The 16,000-nt window shown below is 67.0% G+C and carries 14 protein-coding genes; 8 read left to right on the top strand and 6 right to left on the bottom strand.

Features of this window, described 5'->3' with window-relative positions:
* The first annotated feature begins 43 nt into the window (after positions 1 to 43).
* From FHW83_RS00285 to FHW83_RS00300, 4 genes are all read left to right on the top strand, one after another.
* Positions 44 to 1,546, top strand: a complete 1,503-nt coding sequence (locus FHW83_RS00285) for an FAD-dependent monooxygenase (protein WP_176644384.1) — start codon at positions 44 to 46, stop codon at positions 1,544 to 1,546.
* Between the two features lie 77 nt (positions 1,547 to 1,623).
* Positions 1,624 to 3,474 carry a DUF885 family protein gene (locus FHW83_RS00290; RefSeq protein WP_176644385.1) on the top strand — a complete coding sequence of 617 codons (1,851 nt, stop codon included), beginning with the start codon at positions 1,624 to 1,626 and terminating at the stop codon, positions 3,472 to 3,474.
* Between the two features lie 48 nt (positions 3,475 to 3,522).
* The gene (locus FHW83_RS00295) at positions 3,523 to 4,782 is read left to right on the top strand and encodes a D-amino acid dehydrogenase (RefSeq protein WP_176644934.1); all 1,260 of its coding nucleotides are present in this window, start codon (positions 3,523 to 3,525) and stop codon (positions 4,780 to 4,782) included.
* Between the two features lie 42 nt (positions 4,783 to 4,824).
* Positions 4,825 to 5,763: a tetratricopeptide repeat protein gene (locus FHW83_RS00300; RefSeq protein WP_176644386.1), complete on the top strand. Its 939-nt coding sequence runs from the start codon at positions 4,825 to 4,827 to the stop codon at positions 5,761 to 5,763.
* Between the two features lie 15 nt (positions 5,764 to 5,778).
* Here the strand turns inward: FHW83_RS00300 and FHW83_RS00305 are convergent, their stop codons facing one another.
* Positions 5,779 to 6,747: a LysR family transcriptional regulator gene (locus FHW83_RS00305; protein ID WP_176644387.1), complete on the bottom strand. Its 969-nt coding sequence runs from the start codon at positions 6,745 to 6,747 to the stop codon at positions 5,779 to 5,781.
* Between the two features lie 120 nt (positions 6,748 to 6,867).
* Between FHW83_RS00305 and FHW83_RS00310 the strand changes: the two genes are divergently transcribed.
* Both FHW83_RS00310 and FHW83_RS00315 read left to right on the top strand, forming a co-directional pair.
* Positions 6,868 to 7,809, top strand: a complete 942-nt coding sequence (locus tag FHW83_RS00310; RefSeq protein ID WP_176644388.1) for an MBL fold metallo-hydrolase — start codon at positions 6,868 to 6,870, stop codon at positions 7,807 to 7,809.
* Between the two features lies 1 nt (position 7,810).
* Positions 7,811 to 8,434, top strand: coding sequence for a response regulator transcription factor (locus FHW83_RS00315; RefSeq protein WP_176644389.1), 624 nt, complete (start codon positions 7,811 to 7,813; stop codon positions 8,432 to 8,434).
* Here the strand turns inward: FHW83_RS00315 and FHW83_RS00320 are convergent.
* The 4 genes from FHW83_RS00320 to FHW83_RS00335 are packed head-to-tail and all read right to left on the bottom strand — an operon-like array spanning position 8,431 to position 11,684.
* Entirely contained in the window at positions 8,431 to 9,087 is a 657-nt protein-coding gene (locus tag FHW83_RS00320) for a YoaK family protein (protein ID WP_176644390.1), read from the bottom strand. The genes FHW83_RS00315 and FHW83_RS00320 overlap by 4 nt on opposite strands.
* The gene (locus FHW83_RS00325) at positions 9,074 to 9,502 is read right to left on the bottom strand and encodes a DoxX family protein (RefSeq protein ID WP_176644391.1); all 429 of its coding nucleotides are present in this window, start codon (positions 9,500 to 9,502) and stop codon (positions 9,074 to 9,076) included. The genes FHW83_RS00320 and FHW83_RS00325 overlap by 14 nt, the downstream gene beginning before the upstream one ends.
* Complete coding sequence (locus FHW83_RS00330) at positions 9,502 to 11,421, bottom strand: amidohydrolase (RefSeq protein WP_176644392.1); 1,920 nt, start codon at positions 11,419 to 11,421, stop codon at positions 9,502 to 9,504. Before FHW83_RS00330 ends, FHW83_RS00325 begins: the two co-directional genes overlap by 1 nt.
* The gene (locus FHW83_RS00335) at positions 11,421 to 11,684 is read right to left on the bottom strand and encodes a DUF1427 family protein (RefSeq protein WP_176644393.1); all 264 of its coding nucleotides are present in this window, start codon (positions 11,682 to 11,684) and stop codon (positions 11,421 to 11,423) included. Before FHW83_RS00335 ends, FHW83_RS00330 begins: the two co-directional genes overlap by 1 nt.
* Before the next feature lie 141 nt (positions 11,685 to 11,825).
* Between FHW83_RS00335 and FHW83_RS00340 the strand changes: the two genes are divergently transcribed.
* The gene (locus FHW83_RS00340; protein ID WP_176644394.1) at positions 11,826 to 14,825 is read left to right on the top strand and encodes a two-component regulator propeller domain-containing protein; all 3,000 of its coding nucleotides are present in this window, start codon (positions 11,826 to 11,828) and stop codon (positions 14,823 to 14,825) included.
* On the opposite strand, the gene FHW83_RS00345 is transcribed toward FHW83_RS00340, so the two are convergent.
* Positions 14,826 to 15,479 (bottom strand): response regulator, encoded by a 654-nt coding sequence (locus FHW83_RS00345; RefSeq protein WP_373997149.1) that lies wholly within the window; start codon positions 15,477 to 15,479, stop codon positions 14,826 to 14,828.
* A 204-nt stretch (positions 15,480 to 15,683) separates the two neighbouring features.
* Between FHW83_RS00345 and FHW83_RS00350 the strand changes: the two genes are divergently transcribed.
* Positions 15,684 to 15,992, top strand: a complete 309-nt coding sequence (locus tag FHW83_RS00350; RefSeq protein WP_176644396.1) for a hypothetical protein — start codon at positions 15,684 to 15,686, stop codon at positions 15,990 to 15,992.
* The last annotated feature ends 8 nt before the right edge of the window (positions 15,993 to 16,000 follow it).

The following is a 16,000-nucleotide window of genomic DNA, read 5'->3' on the forward strand; positions in this document are numbered from 1 at the left end:
CAATTGCGCGCACCCCATTCCACCGTGGTTGTAGACTCATTTTATGGCGACCCAAGTGCTCATTGTCGGTGCCGGGCCTACCGGCTTAGTGCTTGCCATTGCGTTGGCGAGACGGGGCGTCGCTGTCCGCATCATCGATAAAAACAGTGGTCCGGGACTGGCCTCGCGCGCCATGGCCGTGCATGCGCGCACGCTGGAGTTTTACCGCCAGCTCGGTTTTGCCGAGGTGGTGGTCAACCAGGGCATCAAGATAGAAGCCATCCACCTGCGCGAGCACGGCGAGGATATCGTCGAGCTGCAGCTCAAGGAGATCGGCGCGGGGCTCAGTCCCTATCCCTTCGTGCTGGCCTATCCGCAGGACGACCACGAACGCCTGCTGGTCGCACAACTGCGCGCCGAGGGCGTGGAGGTGGAATGGAACACCGAGCTGGAATCCTTCACGCAGGACGAATGGGGCGTGCGCGCCGTGCTGGAACGCGATGGCGACCGCCACACCTGCAGCGCCGCCTACCTGTGCGGCTGCGACGGCGCCCGCAGCCGCGTGCGCGAGGCGCTCAAGCTGGAATTCACCGGCGGCACCTACGACCATCTTTATTACGTGGCGGACGTGCAAACGGCCGGCCCGCCGAATCAGGACCTGGTCGGCCACCTGGGCGCCAACACCTTTGCCCTGATGCTGCCGGTGCGCTCGCGCGGCATGCAGCGCCTGATCGGCATCATGCCGGAGCACGCGCCGGAGCACGTCGACTTTGAAGCCGTGCGCCCGGTGCTGGAGCCGCTGCTGGGCATACGGGTGGAACAGGTGAACTGGTTCTCCACCTACCGCGTGCACCACCGCGTGGCGTCGCATTTTCGCACCGGGCGCTGCTTCCTGTCGGGCGACGCGGCCCACATCCACAGCCCTGCCGGCGGCCAGGGCATGAACACCGGCATCGGCGACGCCGTCAACCTCGCATGGAAGCTGGCGCACGTGCTGCAAGGCCGCGCCGACCTCTCCCTGCTGGACACCTACGAGGCCGAGCGCATCGTCTTCGCCCGCAAGCTGGTCACCACCACCGACCGCGCGTTCCAGCTGATCGTCTCGCAGGGCGCGGGCGGGCAGCTGCTGCGCAGTTGGCTGCTGCCCCACGTGTTCCCGGTGCTGAGCGGCTTCGGCGCGGCGCGGCGCACGCTGTTCAAGACCCTGTCGCAGGTGCTGATCCATTATCCCGACAGCCCGCTCAGCGCCGGCCGCGCCGGCGACGTGATCGGCGGCGACCGGCTGCCGTGGGTGCCCGACAATTTCGCCGCGCCGCAGTCGCTCGACTGGCAACTGCACGTCTACGGCAGCGCCGACCCGCTGCTGGCCGCAGCAGCCCAGGCGCTGCGCTTGCCGGTGCACGTCTACAGCTGGAGCGAGGCGGCCGAACACGCGGGCCTGCTGCGGGACGCCGCCTATCTGGTCCGCCCCGACATGCACGTGGCGCTGGCCCTGCCGCGCCAGGAGGTCGACGTGCTGCAGGCGCTGACGGCCCGCTTCAAATTACGATTCGGCAGGGATAGCTAAATGCCATTGACATCCGGTTGAGGGACAGGCTAAGGTCGGCGTCGCGCTCTTTTTACCCTACCCAACCAAAGGATGCCATGACTTATACCCGCCGCGACTTCCTCCTGGCCACGCTCGCAGCCACCGCTGCTCCCGGCCTGGCCTTCGCCGACACCGCCACCCCGGCCGACGCCACCTTCACCAAACTGCTGGACGACATCGCGGAAGAAGTGCTGCGCCTGTCGCCGACCAGCGCCACCAGCCTTGGCCTGGACAAGGGCGAACGCGCGGCGCTGAAGGCGAAGCTGGACGACATCTCGCCGGCCGGCGACGCCGCCTGGGAAGCCGAAGTCAAATCCATCCACGCGCGCCTGCGCGCGATCGACCGCAAGGCCCTGAGCGCCGCCGCGCAAACCCGCTACGACACCATCGCCTACGCCGCCGAATCGGGCATCGCCGGCCTGCGCTTCCCGTTCGGCGGCGCGGCGTCGGGCTTCAATGGCGGCACCGCGCCCTTCCCCGTCACCCAGCAGGACGGCGCGCTGACCCGCATTCCGGAGTTCCTCGACTCGCAGCACTCGATCGCCAACGCCGCCGACGCGGAAGCCTACATCGAGCGCCTGGCCGCCATGGCCAGGATGCTGGACCAGGAGACCGCGCGCATCGCCGGGCAATCCGCCAAGGGCATCATGCCGCCGGACTTCATCTGCCGCACCGCGCTGGGCCAGTTGCAGAACTTCCGCAAGACCGCCGCCGCCGATCAAAAGCTGGTGACCTCGATCAGCGACCGCACGCAAAAACAGAACATCGCCGGCGACTGGCACGCGCGGGCGCTGAAACTGGTTGAAGGTTCGGTCTACCCGGCGCTGGAACGCCAGATCGCCGCCTTCAGCCAGGCTGCCGCCAAGGCCACCGACGTGGCGGGCGTGCACCGCCTGCCGGACGGCGCGGCGTACTACGAGTGGGCGCTGCGTCTCGGCACCTCGACCAACCGGAGCGCGAAAGAGATCCACGCCATCGGCCTGGAACAGAACAAGCAGCTGCAGGCGCGCATCGACGCCATCCTGAAAAAACAGGGCATCACGCAAGGCACGGTCGGCCAGCGCCTGCTGGCGCTGTCGAAGGATCCGCAGCGCTTCTACGCCGACGACGACAAGGGCCGCGAGGAGCTGATCGCCTACTGCAACGAGCGCGTGCTGGCGGTGCGCAAGCTGATGCCGCAGATCTCGCACCTCGACCTGAAGGTGCCGCTGCAGATCAAGCGCGTGCCGACCGATATCGAAGCCGGCGCGCCGCTGGGCTATATGAACTTCGCCTCGCTGGACGGTTCGCGCCCGGCCATCTACTACATCAACCTGAAGTCGACCACCTTGTGGCCGAAGTCGGAAATCGCCACCCTGACCGCGCACGAGGGCCTGCCGGGCCACGCCTGGCAAGGCGCGTACCTGGCCGAACATCACGGCGAGCTGCCGCTGATCTCCTCGCTGGTTGGCTTCAACGCCTTCGTCGAAGGCTGGGCGCTGTACGCGGAACAGCTGGTCGACGAATTCGGCCTGTACGCCAACGATCCGTTCAGCCAGATCGGCTATCTGCAGGCGCAGCAATTCCGCGCCTGCCGCCTGGTGGTGGACACCGGCATGCACGCCATGCAGTGGACGCGCGAACAGGCGATCCGCTTCCTGGTCGAGAACACCGGCCGCGGCCAGCAAGCCATGACCAGCGAAATCGACCGCTACACCGTGTCGCCGGGCCAGGCCTGCGGCTACAAGATGGGCCACAACGAGATCCTGCGCCAGCGCGAGCGCGCCAAGGCGGCGCTGGGCGGCAAATTCGACCTGGCCGGCTTCAACGACGCGCTGGTCAGCAGCTGCGGCGTGCCGCTGACGGTGCTGCCGAGCGTGATCGACCGCTACATCGCCACGCAACGCGCGAAACAACAGAAAACGTAAAATCTGTTCCTGCCGCGATGGTTTTCTTGTAACATTGTTATGCACATCATGAAAACCATCGCCATCATCGGCGGCGGCGTCACCGGGGTGACGACCGCCTATGCCCTCGCCAAGCGCGGCTTCGCCGTCACCCTGCTGGAACGCCACCGCTACGTGGCGATGGAAACCTCGTATGCCAACGGCGGCCAGCTGTCGGCCTCCCACGCCGAGGTCTGGAACCACCGCGCCACCATCGCCAAGGCGCTGCAGTGGATGCTGCGCGGCGATGCGCCGCTGCTGGTGCACCTGCATCCCACCTGGCACAAGCTGTCATGGTTCGCCGAGTTTATCGGCGCCATGCCGCACTACCACGACAACACCATCGCGCTGGCCCGCATGGCGGTGGCCGCGCGCGAGCATCTGTTCCAGTGGGCGGCGGACGAAGGCCTGGACTTCAATCTCGAGCGGCGCGGCATCCTGCACATCCACCGCGACCGCGCCGAGTTCGAGCACGCGGTGGCGGTCAGCAAGCTGCTGGAACGCGGCGGCGTGCCGCGCCGCGCTGTCACGCCCGACGAGATGCGCGCCATCGAGCCGGCGCTGCAGGGCCAGTTCTACGGCGGCCATTACACCGAAAGCGACAGCAGCGGCGACATCCACAAGTTCACCACCGGCCTGGCGCAGGCCGCGCAGCGCCTCGGCGTCCAGCTGCGCTTCAACCAGCAGGTGGTGCAACTGAGCGCCGGCGACCATGGCGTCAGCGTCACCGTGCTGCAAGGCGACAGCGCCGACATTACCGACTACGACGGCGTGGTGATCTGCGCCGGCGCGGCCAGCCGCGAGCTGGCGGCGCACGTCGGCGACGACGTCAACGTCTATCCGGTCAAGGGCTACTCAGTCACCGTGCACCTGGACGATGCGGCCAGCCGCGCCGCCGCGCCGCGCGTCAGCCTGGTGGACGACACGGTCAAGCTGGTGAGCAGCCGGCTGGGCGAGGACCGCCTGCGCGTGGCCGGCACCGCCGAGTTCCACGGCTTTAACCGCGACATCCGCGCCGACCGCATCGCCCCGCTGACCGATTGGGTACAGCGCAACTTCCCCGGTGTCAGCACGCGCGACATCACGCCATGGGCCGGCCTGCGGCCGATGATGCCGGATCTGATGCCGCGCGTCGGCCCGGGCAAGGCTCCGGGCGTGTTCTACAACACCGGCCACGGCCACCTGGGCTGGACCCTGTGCGCCGCCACCGCCGAGATGGTGGCCGCCAGCGTGGCGGCATCGCGCGACTCTGTGCTGCAACGCACCGCGGTGCCCTTGAAATTGGCGTAAACTACCTTCATCTTAGGCCTGTCTTCACTAGGAGGTATTGAAATGACGGCGAAATCTATTGCACGTATTACCATGCTGGCCGGCGCCCTGGCGTTCGCGGCCCCTGTATTTGCCGCCGAGCCCACCATTCACGAGGTGTATGTGGCCGCCGAAGCAGGCAAATACGCCGAAGCGCAGGCGATGATGGATCAGGTGCTGAAGGCACACCCCAACAGCGCCACCGCGTACTTTGTCGAAGCCGAACTGCAGGCCAAGCAAGGCCAGTTCGCTGCCGCGCAAGCCTCGCTGGCCAAGGCCGAGCAGCTCTCGCCCGGCCTGCCCAAGGTAAAGCCGGAAGCGGTGGCCAAGCTGAAAACCCTGCTGGCGGAAGGCCAGAAGACCAATTACGCGCAGCAGCCGGCGCGCCACGCCAATAACGGCGGCGGCGCCAATTATGGCAGCGGCGGCTACGCCAACGCGCCGCAGAGCAGCGGCATTTCCTTTGGCGGCATCCTGATCATCGGCCTAGGTCTAGCCGGCTTTATCTGGCTGGCCACGCGCTTCATGCAGCGCCGCCAGCAGCAGGCCGCCAACGATCAGTACAACCCGGCCGGCTACAATCCGGGCGCGGCGCCGGGCTATGCGCCGGGCGGCTATCCGCAGCAGGGCTACCCGCAACCGGGCTACGGCCAGCCGGGCTATGGGCAGCCGGCGCAACCGGGCATGGGCTCGCGCATCATGGGCGGCTTGGCGACCGGCGCGGCGGTGGGTGCGGGCTTCGTCGCGGCTGAAGCGCTGGCGCGCCAGTTCACCGGCAACCACGACTCCAACGCGGGCCACGACCAGCCGCGCAACGACATCATCTACGACGATCCTTCGTCGCGCGATGAGCTGCTACGCCGCGACGACATGGGCGGCAACGACTTCGGCGTCAGCGGCGGCGGCTGGGATGACAGCGGCGGTGGCGGCGACAGTGGCGGCGGTGGCGGCGACTGGGACTGATCGCCTTCCGCTATCTCACGGGGCGCGGCGTTCGCCCGCCCCGGCAGCCTCCATCGCCAGGTCCCAATAAGCGGGACTGCCAAAATACTCCCTCAAATGACGTATCAGCAGCTGGGCCTTGGCCTGGTTGGAACGACCCGGCATGTGCACCGCATGGATCGCCGGCTCGTTCGGGTCGCGCCGTACGTTGGCGTCCTTCTCCACCGGCAGCATGGGGAACACCGGCACCAGCTGCCCGGCCACGATGGCATCGCTGGCCAGCCAGTTCGCCAGGTGGACGATGCCGGCGCCGCTGATGGCCGCATGCAGCAGCGAATCGGTATCGTCGCAGCGCAGCCGCCCTTTTACCGGCAAGGGCTGATAGCCGTTCACGCCCTGGAACCGCCACCAGCCGCGCGGCGGCACGCGGCCGTTCACGGTCAGGCATTCGTGATTGAGCAGGTCTTCCGGCGACTTGGGCCAGCCATGCTTTTCAAGATACGCCGGACTGGCGCTGACCACACGGTTCATGCCCGCCAAATGGGTGGCCACCAGATCGCTGGCCGGCAGCACGCCGGCGCGCACCGCCACGTCCACGCGGCGCGCCGACAGGTCCACCACGTCGTCGCTCACGTGCAGGTCCACCTCGATCAGCGGGTGGCGTTGCAGGAAGGAGGCGATGGCCGGCGCCACGTGCAGGCGGCCGAAGGCGGCCGGCGCGGTGACCGTCAACAGGCCGCGCGGTTCAACGTCCAGTTCCTGCACGGCGTTCCGGCCGTCCGCCAGTTCGGCCAGGATGTTGCGGGCGCGCGGCAGGAAACGCTCGCCGGCGTCGGTCACCAATATCTGGCGCGAACTGCGCAACAGCAGCCGCGCGCCCAGTTCCTGCTCCAGCGCGTCGATCTTGCGCGACACCGAAGACACCGCCATTTCAAGCTGCACCGCCGCACGCGACAGGCTGCCGAGTTCCACTACTGTAACAAAGCATTCCAATCCATCAATCATCTTTTCCCCATGCCCCGGACTTTGCGTAATATGCAAAGACTATTTGCCTTTTTACATATTGTGCCATTTTTTGCAAAGCAGCATACTGCGTCCTATCGATGAATTGTTAAGGACATCAACATGAAATTTACGCCACTGATCGCCGCCCTCGCCCTCGCCAGCTCGGTCCCCGCCTTCGCCGCGGCGCCGCTGGCCGGCACCAACGCGCCGGGCTTCCACCGCATCACGCTGGGCGACTTCGAGGTGACGGCCATCAGCGACGGCACGGTCGACCTGCCGGTCGACAAGCTGCTGCACGAGCCGGCCGAAGTCACCGCCAAGGCGCTGGCCCGCAACTTCCAGTCGCTGCCGACCGAGACCTCGGTCAACGCCTTCCTGATCAACACCGGCGCCAAACTGATTCTGGTGGACACCGGCGCCGGCGGCCTGTTCGGCCCGACGCTGGGCAAGCTGGCGGCCAACATCAAGGCCTCCGGCTATCAGCCGGAACAGATCGACGAAATCTATCTGACCCACCTGCACCCGGACCACGTGGGCGGCCTGGCGGCCAACAGCCAGATCGTGTTCCCCAACGCCGTGGTGCGCGCCGACAAGCGCGATACCGATTTCTGGCTGAGCCAAGCCAACCAGGACAAGGCCCCGGCCGACAGCAAGGGCTTCTTCCAGGGCGCGGTGGCCTCGCTGTCGCCGTACGCCAACGCCCAGCACCTGAAGCCATTCAGCGGCGACACCGAACTGGCGCCAGGCGTGCGCGCCACCTCCAGCTACGGCCACACGCCGGGCCACACCATCTACACGGTGGAAAGCAAGGGCAAGAAGCTGGTGCTGCTGGGCGACTTGATCCACGTGGGCGCGGTGCAGTTCGACCATCCTGAAGTGACCATCGGCTTCGACAGCGACGCCAAGGCCGCCGCCGCGGCGCGCGCCAAGGTGTTCCAGGCGGTGGCCAAGGACGGCACGCTGGTCGGCGCCTCGCACTTGTCGTTCCCGGGCCTGGGCCACTTGCGCGGCAATGGCAAGGGCTACCAGTGGGTTCCCGTGGCCTACACCCAGTTGCGCTGACATGAGCGCCGCCATCTCCGTACTGGTCGTCGACGACCACCCGCTGCTGCGCGCCGGTTTGGGCGAGGCCATCTCCAACCAGCCGGACATGCAGGTGGTCGGCGAAGCGTGCAACGGCCGCGAGGCCGTGGACGCCTACCAGCAGCTGCGGCCCGACGTCACCATCATGGATATCGCCATGCCGGAGATGGATGGCGTGACGGCGCTGCAGGAAATCCGGCGCGAGCATAACAACGCCCGCGTCGTGATGCTGACCACCTACAAGGGCGACGCGCAGATCCTGCGCGCCGTGCAAGGCGGCGCGGCCGGCTTCCTGTTGAAGAGCACCTTGCGCAAGGACTTGCTGGACACCGTGCGCGGCGTGCACATGGGCCAGCGCCGCATACCACCGGAGATCGCGATGGAACTGGCCCAGCACATGGGCCAGGGGCCGTTGAGTTCAAGGGAAATGGAAGTGTTGAATCATGCGGCGAGTGGGCACTCCAATCGCCGCATCGCGGAGCGCCTGGCGATTTCCGAGGAAACCGTCAAGGCTCACATGAAGAACGTGCTGGCCAAGCTGGCCGCGAACGATCGCACCCACGCGGTGACGATCGCCCTGAAACGCGGGATTATTACCATCTAATCCTTCGCTGCCGCCGCCAGCCACACCAGCATCGCGCACGGCAGCAGCAGGCCGTGGAAGCCGGCCAGCACGAAGGCCACGCCGCCGCACATGCAACCTGCGGCGAAGGCCAGCACCGGCCAGGTCAGCTTCTTGCAGCGGCCAATAGCGTCCTTGTCGCCGCGCAGCGAATCCACCAACTCGATCACCAGCGTCGTGACGTTGCCCGTCATGACGGTGGTCGCCGCCGTCTTGCCCAGCAATAGCTTGCCGTAGGCGTTTTGCACGGCCATGGCGCCGGCGCACAGCGAGCCGGTAAGCAGCGTCAGTGGCGCCGAGGCTTCCACCACGGGCGCCGCCTGCCACGCGCACAACACCGTCGCCAGCATCATCGCCAGCTGGAACAGGAAGCTGTTGCGCAGCGTCTTGCCGCCGTTGCGGTCCCAGTGCAGGATGGCCAGCCGCGCCAGCGCGACGAACAGGATAAACACCGGGAACACCATCAGCTTGATGGCGATGGTTTGCGAGGGCTCGATCAGCGCACGGCCGATCAGCACGAAGTTGCCCGTCACGTGGGCTGTGAAAAGGCCGAACAGGCCGACGAAGCCCAGCGTGTCGACATAGCCGGCCAGGAAGCCCAGCGCCGCGCCTTGTTTGATATCACCGCGTTCCATTACTACCTTTCTGTAAATCGAGCCACGCCACCAGCAGGAAAGCACCGGTCAGGCCGAGATGCTCGAAGAAGCTGTTGGCGGCCATGAAGCGCTCCTGACCGCCCATCTCCCAGAAGCGGTTGGCCACGAAGGTCGCCATCAGCGTGAACACGCCAAGAAAACCCGCGCCCAGCCAGCGGTAAAAACCGGTCAGGATGGCCAGCGAGGCGCCCAGTTCCAGCGCGATCACCAGCGCCGCCAAAGGCGCCGCCGGCGACAGGCCGAAATGCCGCATCTCGCCGATGGCGGCGTTGAAGTCGGTCAGCTTGTTGATGCCGCCCTGGAGATAGGCGGCACACAGCAGCAACAGGCATAACCAGCGTACCCACGGCGCGCGCAGCGCCGCAGAGGTTGTTGCGATGCTGGCGCTGCGCATTACACCGCCCAGCAGGCGCAACCCAGCGCGCCCCAGAAGCTTTTGAGATCGGACGTCGGCAGCTTGCTGCCCCATGCGTTGGCGTGCTGGTGGCCGTGCACGTTGCAGTTGTTGGCACAGCCGCAGGCGGCCGCCTGCCGCTCGCGTTCACGCTTCTGCCGCAGCTGGCGCTTTTCCAGTTCCTTGAGCGCCGCGCGGCTGGTGCCCTGCTTCTCGCCCCAGCCGGCATAACCGCCGAAGCGCCGCACCGGCGACCAATCGGGCATGGCCGGCGGCGGTGGCGTGTCGTGGCTGGAGAAGGCGCCTTTGGCGTAGACGATCTTGCCGCCGACAACCGTCAGGTCGGACGTCAGGTCCCAGATCTCGCTTTCGGCGCAGGCGTAGAAGTCCTTGTCCGGCACGATCAGGTCAGCCAGCTGGCCCACCTGGATGCGGCCTTTCTTGCCCTCCTCGTTGGAGAACCAGGTGGTGTTCTCGGTCCACATGCGCAGCGCGGTTTCGCGGTCCAGGCAATTGGCGCGCGGGTAAAGCTGCGCGCCGCTGACGGTTTTACCGGTGATCATCCAGGCCAGCGACACCCACGGGTTGTACGAGGCCACGCGGGTGGCGTCGGTACCGGCGGAAGTCTTCACGCCCGACTCCAGGATTTTCTTGATCGGAGGCGTGGCCTCGGCCGCGCCATGGCCATAACGCTCGATGAAGTACTCGCCTTGGTAAGCCATGCGGTGCTGCACCGCCACGCCGCCACCCAGCGCGGCGATGCGGTCGATCGAGCGGTCGGAGATGGTCTCGGCGTGGTCAAAGAACCAGTTCAGGCCTTCCAGCGGAATGTCCTGGTTGACGCGTTCAAAGACGTCCAGCGCGCGGCTGATGGTCTCATCGTAGGTGGCGTGCATGCGCCATGGCCAGCGGTTCTGCGCCAGCACGCGTACCACGCCTTCCAGATCGCCCTCCATCGTTTCCGGCATGTCGGGACGCGGCTGGCGGAAGTCCTCGAAGTCGGCCGCCGAGAAGGTCAGCATCTCGCCGGCGCCGTTGTGGCGGAAGTAGTCGTCGCCCTGCTGGTACTTCACGCTTTGCGTCCAGTTCAGGAAGTCTTCCTTTTCCTGCTTGGGCTTCTGCGTGAACAGGTTGTAGGCCATGCGGATGGTCAGCTGCTTGGCGTCGGCCAGTTGCTGGATCACCTGATAGTCTTCAGGGTAGTTCTGGAAGCCGCCGCCGGCGTCGATCACCCCCGTGACGCCAAGACGATTCAGTTCGCGCATGAAGTGGCGGGTCGAGTTGACCTGGTACTCCAGCGGCAGTTTCGGGCCCTTGGCCAGCGTTGAGTACAAGATCGCGGCATTCGGCTTGGCCAGCAGCAGGCCGGTCGGGTTGCCCGAACCGTCGCGCAGGATCTGCCCACCCTGCGGTTCCGGGGTGTCCTTGGTGTAGCCGACGGCGCGCAGCGCGGCACCGTTCAGCAGCGCGCGGTCGTACAGGTGCAGGATGAACACCGGGGTATCGGGCGCCACCGCGTTCAGCTCCTCGATGGTCGGCAAGCGTTTCTCGGCGAACTGGTGTTCGGTGAAGCCGCCCACCACCCGCACCCACTGCGGCGCCGGCGTGATCGCCACCTGCGCCTTCAGCATGGCCATGGCGTCGGCCAGCGAGCGCACGCCGTCCCAGCGCAGCTCCAGGTTGAAATTCAGGCCACCACGGATGATGTGACAGTGGTTGTCGATCAGGCCCGGCAAAACGCGCTTGCCTTGCAGGTCGATGATTTTGGTCTGCGGGCCGGCCAGCGCCATAATTTCGTTGGCGCCGCCGACGTGGGTGAACTTGCCATCCTTGATGGCGACAGCTTCGGCGTGGGGATTGGCGCGGTCCAGCGTGGTGAACAGGCCGCGGTGGAGAATCAGATCGGGTGTTTGGGACATCAGGTGCTCCTGGTTTCATCGGCCTTCTGCGCGGATGGCAGTTGGCCGAAACAATGCGGCTTGACGTGGTCTTCAATCCACGACACTTGTTTTGCTTCCGGCTTCCAGAGCTGGCGCAGCAGCGGCGGCAGCTGCTCACCGAGCAGCATGCCAAGCAAACCGACCAGCGCGATCACCGGCGGCGCCGGTGATCGCACGTTCAGAAAGCCGTATATGAGGCCGACCAACAAGCCGACGGCCAGCGATACGATATACATTTTCATGATTTAGCATAGCTCCAGTAAGTAAATCGTGCGCACAGTGTAGTGAGCACGCCCGCTTCTGGCATCACTGGTATTGATCGGGCGTCCCCCTCCCTTTTGGGGGATCCCAATCCGGCGTCGGATCGATGCTAAAATCATCAGATGACGACAGCACGCGCACTCCTGCTCCTGCATGCCGCAGCCTTTTGCGGCCTGTTATGGTGCGCCCCGTCGCCCGCCCAGCAGCCAGCCTCGCGCCTGCAGGAACAATACACTCACACCGCGTGGAGCGCGCTCGATAACGCGCCGGTCGACATCCTCAACATCGCCCAGACCAGCGACGGCTGGCTGTGGCTCGCCGCCGGCACCGGCTTGTACCGCTTCGACGGCCGCCGCTACGAACGCATGGACAGCGTCGAAGGCCACGCCCTGCTGTCCTCCAATGTCCGCACGCTGTACGCCCCGCCCGAAGGCGGCTTGTGGGTCGGCTACCGCATGGGCGGCGGCATCAGCTACTTCCACAACGGCCAGGCGCGCCACTACGCGGCCGGACAGGGACTGCCGGGCGGCGCCATCACCAGCATCGCGCGCGCGCCGGACGGCGTATTGTGGGTGGCCGCGCGCGACGGCCTGGCCAGGCTCGATGGCGACCGCTTCGTCACCGTCGGCGCGGAGGCCGGCCTGCCGCAACGGCGCGCACGCCAAGTGCTGTTCGATCGCGGCGGCCGGCAATGGGTGGCGATGCAGGGCGGGATCTACAGCCGCGCCGACCAGCGCGCGCCATTCCGCCAGGCGTGGCCGCATGGCGACTTGCGCGGCATGGCGCTGGCGCCGGATGGCGCCGTGTGGGCCTCGGACGTGGACAGCTACTACCGCATGCGGCCGGAAGCGCCGGCCGGCGAGAGCGCGGCCAGGCCGGCGCTCAGCGGCAGCAATATGTACTACGACCGCGATGGCAATATGTGGCTGTTCCGCGCCGGCGGCATGGAGCGGCGCGGCGCCGGCGGCGACGAGGCGGGCCAGCAGCAGGACTTGAGCGGCGGGCTGCCGCAAAGTTTTTTCCAGGACCGCGAGGGCAATGTGTGGATCGGCACCTCGGCCGGTTTGAACCGCTTCCGCCGCAATCGCCTGCTGACGCTGCCGCTGCCCACCATTTTCAACCACCCGGCGATCGCGCCGGTCAACGGCGGCGGCGTCTGGGCCGGCGACCGGACCGGCGCGCTGCACGCGCTGGGACCGGAGGGCGAGCGGCGCAGCGTGCTGTCCGGGCACATCTCGGCGCTGTACCGCGATCCGGACGGCGTGCTCTGGGCCGGCAACGACGACGAGGTATGGAGCGCCGACGGCGGCCGCGTGGAACGCTATCCGCTGCCGCCGGAGGCGCGCAGCTACGAGGTGCAGGCCATGAGCCGCGCGGCCGGCGGCGGCCTGTGGGTCTCGGTGGTGCGCGAGGGCCTGTACCTGCTGAAGGATGGCCAGTGGCGGCGCCAGCCCGCCCCACCCCTGGCCACGCCCGCCATGGAGGACCAGTTCCCTATCTGCCTGGCCGACGGCGGCGATGGCGCGCTGTGGGCCGGCTACATCCGCAACCACATCATCCGCATCGCCAATGGCAAGGCCACCGTCTTCGGCGCCGAGCAAGGCGTCGAACTGGGCAACGTGCTGACCATCTACCGCGACAGGGACCAGCTGTGGGCCGGCGGCGAACGTGGCGTCGCGTGGTTCGACGGCGAACGCTTCGTGCCGCTGCATGGCCGCAAGGGCGAAGCCTTCCGCGGCGTCTCCGGCATCGCGCTGACCGCGCGCGGCGATTTATGGCTGTTCGGCACCGAGGGACTGACGCGCATCGGCGCTGAACAGGTGACCCTGGCCCGGCGCCAGCGTGGCCATGAGGTCGAATACGAACGCTTCGACGCCCACGACGGCCTGCTGGGGGCGGCCTCGCAACTGCGGCCCATGCCTTCGCTGGTGCTCGGCGACGACGGGCTGCTGTGGATGGCCACCGCCAACCGCATCAACTGGATCGATCCATCGCGCATCGCGCGCAACCCGGTGGCGCCGGCGGTGCTGGTGCAGGGCGTGGCGATCGGCGAACAGCGCTACAGCCCCCTGCCCGGCCTGGAGCTGCCCCAGTCCACCAACAGCTTGCGGATCGATTACACGGCGCTCAGCCTGGGCGTGCCGGAACGCGTGCGCTTCCGCTACCGGCTCGATGGCGTCGACAACGACTGGCAGGATCCGGGCCCGCGCTGCCAGGCGTTCTACACCAACCTCGCTCCCGGCCATTACCGCTTCCGCGTGATGGCCGCCAACGAGGACGGCGTATGGAATCCGCAGGAGGCGCAACTGGCTTTCAGCATTCCGCCCACGTTTGTCGAAACCATCTGGTTCAAGCTGTTGTGCGCCATGGCGCTCGGCGTGGTGCTATGGATGGCTTACCGCCTGCGGCTGCGGCACGTGACCAACCAGCTGCGCCGGCGCCTTGAGGACCGCGCCGATGAACGCGAACGCATCGCCCGCGCGCTGCACGACACCTTCCTGCAAAGCGTGCAAGGGCTGATGCTGCGCGTGCAGACCCTGCTCAAGCGCCTGCCGCCGGGCGGCGAGGCCTACCAGCTGGTGGAGAAAATCCTGAACCAGGCCGACAGCGTGCTGGCCGAGGGACGCGAGCAAGTCAGCGGCCTGCGCACGGTGGAGACCTATCAGCACGACCTGCCACGCCTGTTCAGCGAACTGGGACAACAGCTGCGCGAGGAGCACGCGGCCGACTTTGCGCTGATCGTCACCGGCCAGCTGGCGCCGCTGCGGGACGCGGCCGGGGAGCACCTCTACCACATCGGCCGCGAGGCGCTGCTCAACGCCTTTCGCCATGCGGGCGCCTGCCGCATCGAGCTGGAACTGGGCTACGCGCAGGATCACATCACGCTGGAGGTGCGCGACGACGGCGGCGGCATTCCGGACGACGTGCTGTCGGCCGGCGAACTGCCAGGCCACTGGGGCCTGACCGGCATGCGCGAGCGCGCCGGCAAGATCGACGCCGCGCTGGAACTGTGGTGCCGCCCCGGCCTGGGCACGGTGGTGCAGGTGCGCGCGCCGGCAACGGCGGTCTACCAGCGCCGGCGCGGCGCGCTGCGACGCTGGCTGCTGCGGGAAGCCGCCTAGTTACTGGATCACGCCGCAGGCGTGCAGGTCGAGGATGCCGCGCTCGATCGCCAGCGTGACGGCGTGCGTGCGGTCGCTGGCATTCAGCTTGGCCAGGATGCTCTTCATGTGCACCTTGACCGTCTCCTCGGAAATGGCCAGGTGCATGCCGATGCGCTTGTTGCTTTGGCCTCCGGCCACCAGCTGCAGCACTTCCACCTCGCGCTTGCTGAGCGCCCCCTCGTGCCAATGCTCGGCGATGCCGCTGGCCACCGCCGCCGGAATGCTGCGCCGGCCCTCGTGCACGCAGCGGATGGTGGCCAGCAGTTCCTTGCGCAGCATGCTCTTTAACAGGTAGCCGGAAGCGCCGGCGGCGATCGCGCGCTGGGCCAGCACGTCGCCCTCGTAGGTGGTCAGCACCACGATGCGGGCGTTGGGGAATTCCTTGCGGATGGCGATGGTGGCGTCGATGCCGTTCATCTCGGGCATCTGGATGTCCATCAGGGTGACGTCCGGTTGCAGGCGCCGGTAGGCATCCACCGCCTGCACGCCGTTGGTGGCCTCCTCCACCAGCCGCATGTCGTCCTCGTCGGCGATCACGCTGGCTATGCCTTCCCGGAACATCGGATGGTCATCCACGCTCAGGATGGTGATAGGCGGCGGGTTCATGGGCATCTCGCGAATAAAGTTCTGACATCTGACTCCAAGCATGCCACAAATGCAAGCGCCTGCCTATACCTCCATCTGGGTAGGGGCTTACTCCCGGATCGGGGCGTGGCAAAACCGATTGGAAAGCTTAATCTTCTGTTCATGCGGGGATTCAGTTCCAGTTTTCCGCGCGGTAGCGCGGGCGCCGGCCTCTTGATACTAAGGGCAGCGGTGGGTTTGCAGCTGCTGCTGGAAAGCGGCTGCGGCGGCGTCACGCCCTGGTGGCTGGTGTCGCTGGAACTGGTGCTGGTGCTGGCGTTGACGGCCGGCTTCCTGACCCCGGTGGCGGCGCTGGTCAGCGGCGGCTTCCAGATGGCGTGCATGGCGCACGCGGACTGGCAGCATGCGGCCACGCTGATGATCGCCACCCTGACGGCGATCGCGCTGGTGCTGCTGGGCGCCGGGGGCTACTCGGTGGACGCGCGCGTATTCGGACGCCGCCGCCTGATCCTGCCGCCGGACCCGATGAATAGTGAATGACGAAGTTT

Origin of the sequence: Duganella sp. SG902, assembly GCF_013376005.1 — a bacterium.
Lineage (GTDB): Bacteria > Pseudomonadota > Gammaproteobacteria > Burkholderiales > Burkholderiaceae_D > Rugamonas.

Bases quoted from the DNA above. Each gene is read 5' to 3' on its own strand.
- FHW83_RS00295 (WP_176644934.1), top strand. From the start codon at position 3,523: ATGAAAACCATCGCCATCATCGGCGGCGGCGTCACCGGGGTGACGACC.
- FHW83_RS00285 (WP_176644384.1), top strand. From the start codon at position 44: ATGGCGACCCAAGTGCTCATTGTCGGTGCCGGGCCTACCGGCTTAGTG.
- FHW83_RS00315 (WP_176644389.1), top strand. From the start codon at position 7,811: ATGAGCGCCGCCATCTCCGTACTGGTCGTCGACGACCACCCGCTGCTG.
- FHW83_RS00325 (WP_176644391.1), bottom strand. From the start codon at position 9,502: ATGCGCAGCGCCAGCATCGCAACAACCTCTGCGGCGCTGCGCGCGCCG.
- FHW83_RS00310 (WP_176644388.1), top strand. From the start codon at position 6,868: ATGAAATTTACGCCACTGATCGCCGCCCTCGCCCTCGCCAGCTCGGTC.
- FHW83_RS00340 (WP_176644394.1), top strand. From the start codon at position 11,826: ATGACGACAGCACGCGCACTCCTGCTCCTGCATGCCGCAGCCTTTTGC.
- FHW83_RS00335 (WP_176644393.1), bottom strand. From the start codon at position 11,684: ATGAAAATGTATATCGTATCGCTGGCCGTCGGCTTGTTGGTCGGCCTC.
- FHW83_RS00320 (WP_176644390.1), bottom strand. From the start codon at position 9,087: ATGGAACGCGGTGATATCAAACAAGGCGCGGCGCTGGGCTTCCTGGCC.
- FHW83_RS00345 (WP_373997149.1), bottom strand. From the start codon at position 15,479: ATGCCCATGAACCCGCCGCCTATCACCATCCTGAGCGTGGATGACCAT.
- FHW83_RS00305 (WP_176644387.1), bottom strand. From the start codon at position 6,747: ATGATTGATGGATTGGAATGCTTTGTTACAGTAGTGGAACTCGGCAGC.
- FHW83_RS00300 (WP_176644386.1), top strand. From the start codon at position 4,825: ATGACGGCGAAATCTATTGCACGTATTACCATGCTGGCCGGCGCCCTG.
- FHW83_RS00330 (WP_176644392.1), bottom strand. From the start codon at position 11,421: ATGTCCCAAACACCCGATCTGATTCTCCACCGCGGCCTGTTCACCACG.
- FHW83_RS00290 (WP_176644385.1), top strand. From the start codon at position 1,624: ATGACTTATACCCGCCGCGACTTCCTCCTGGCCACGCTCGCAGCCACC.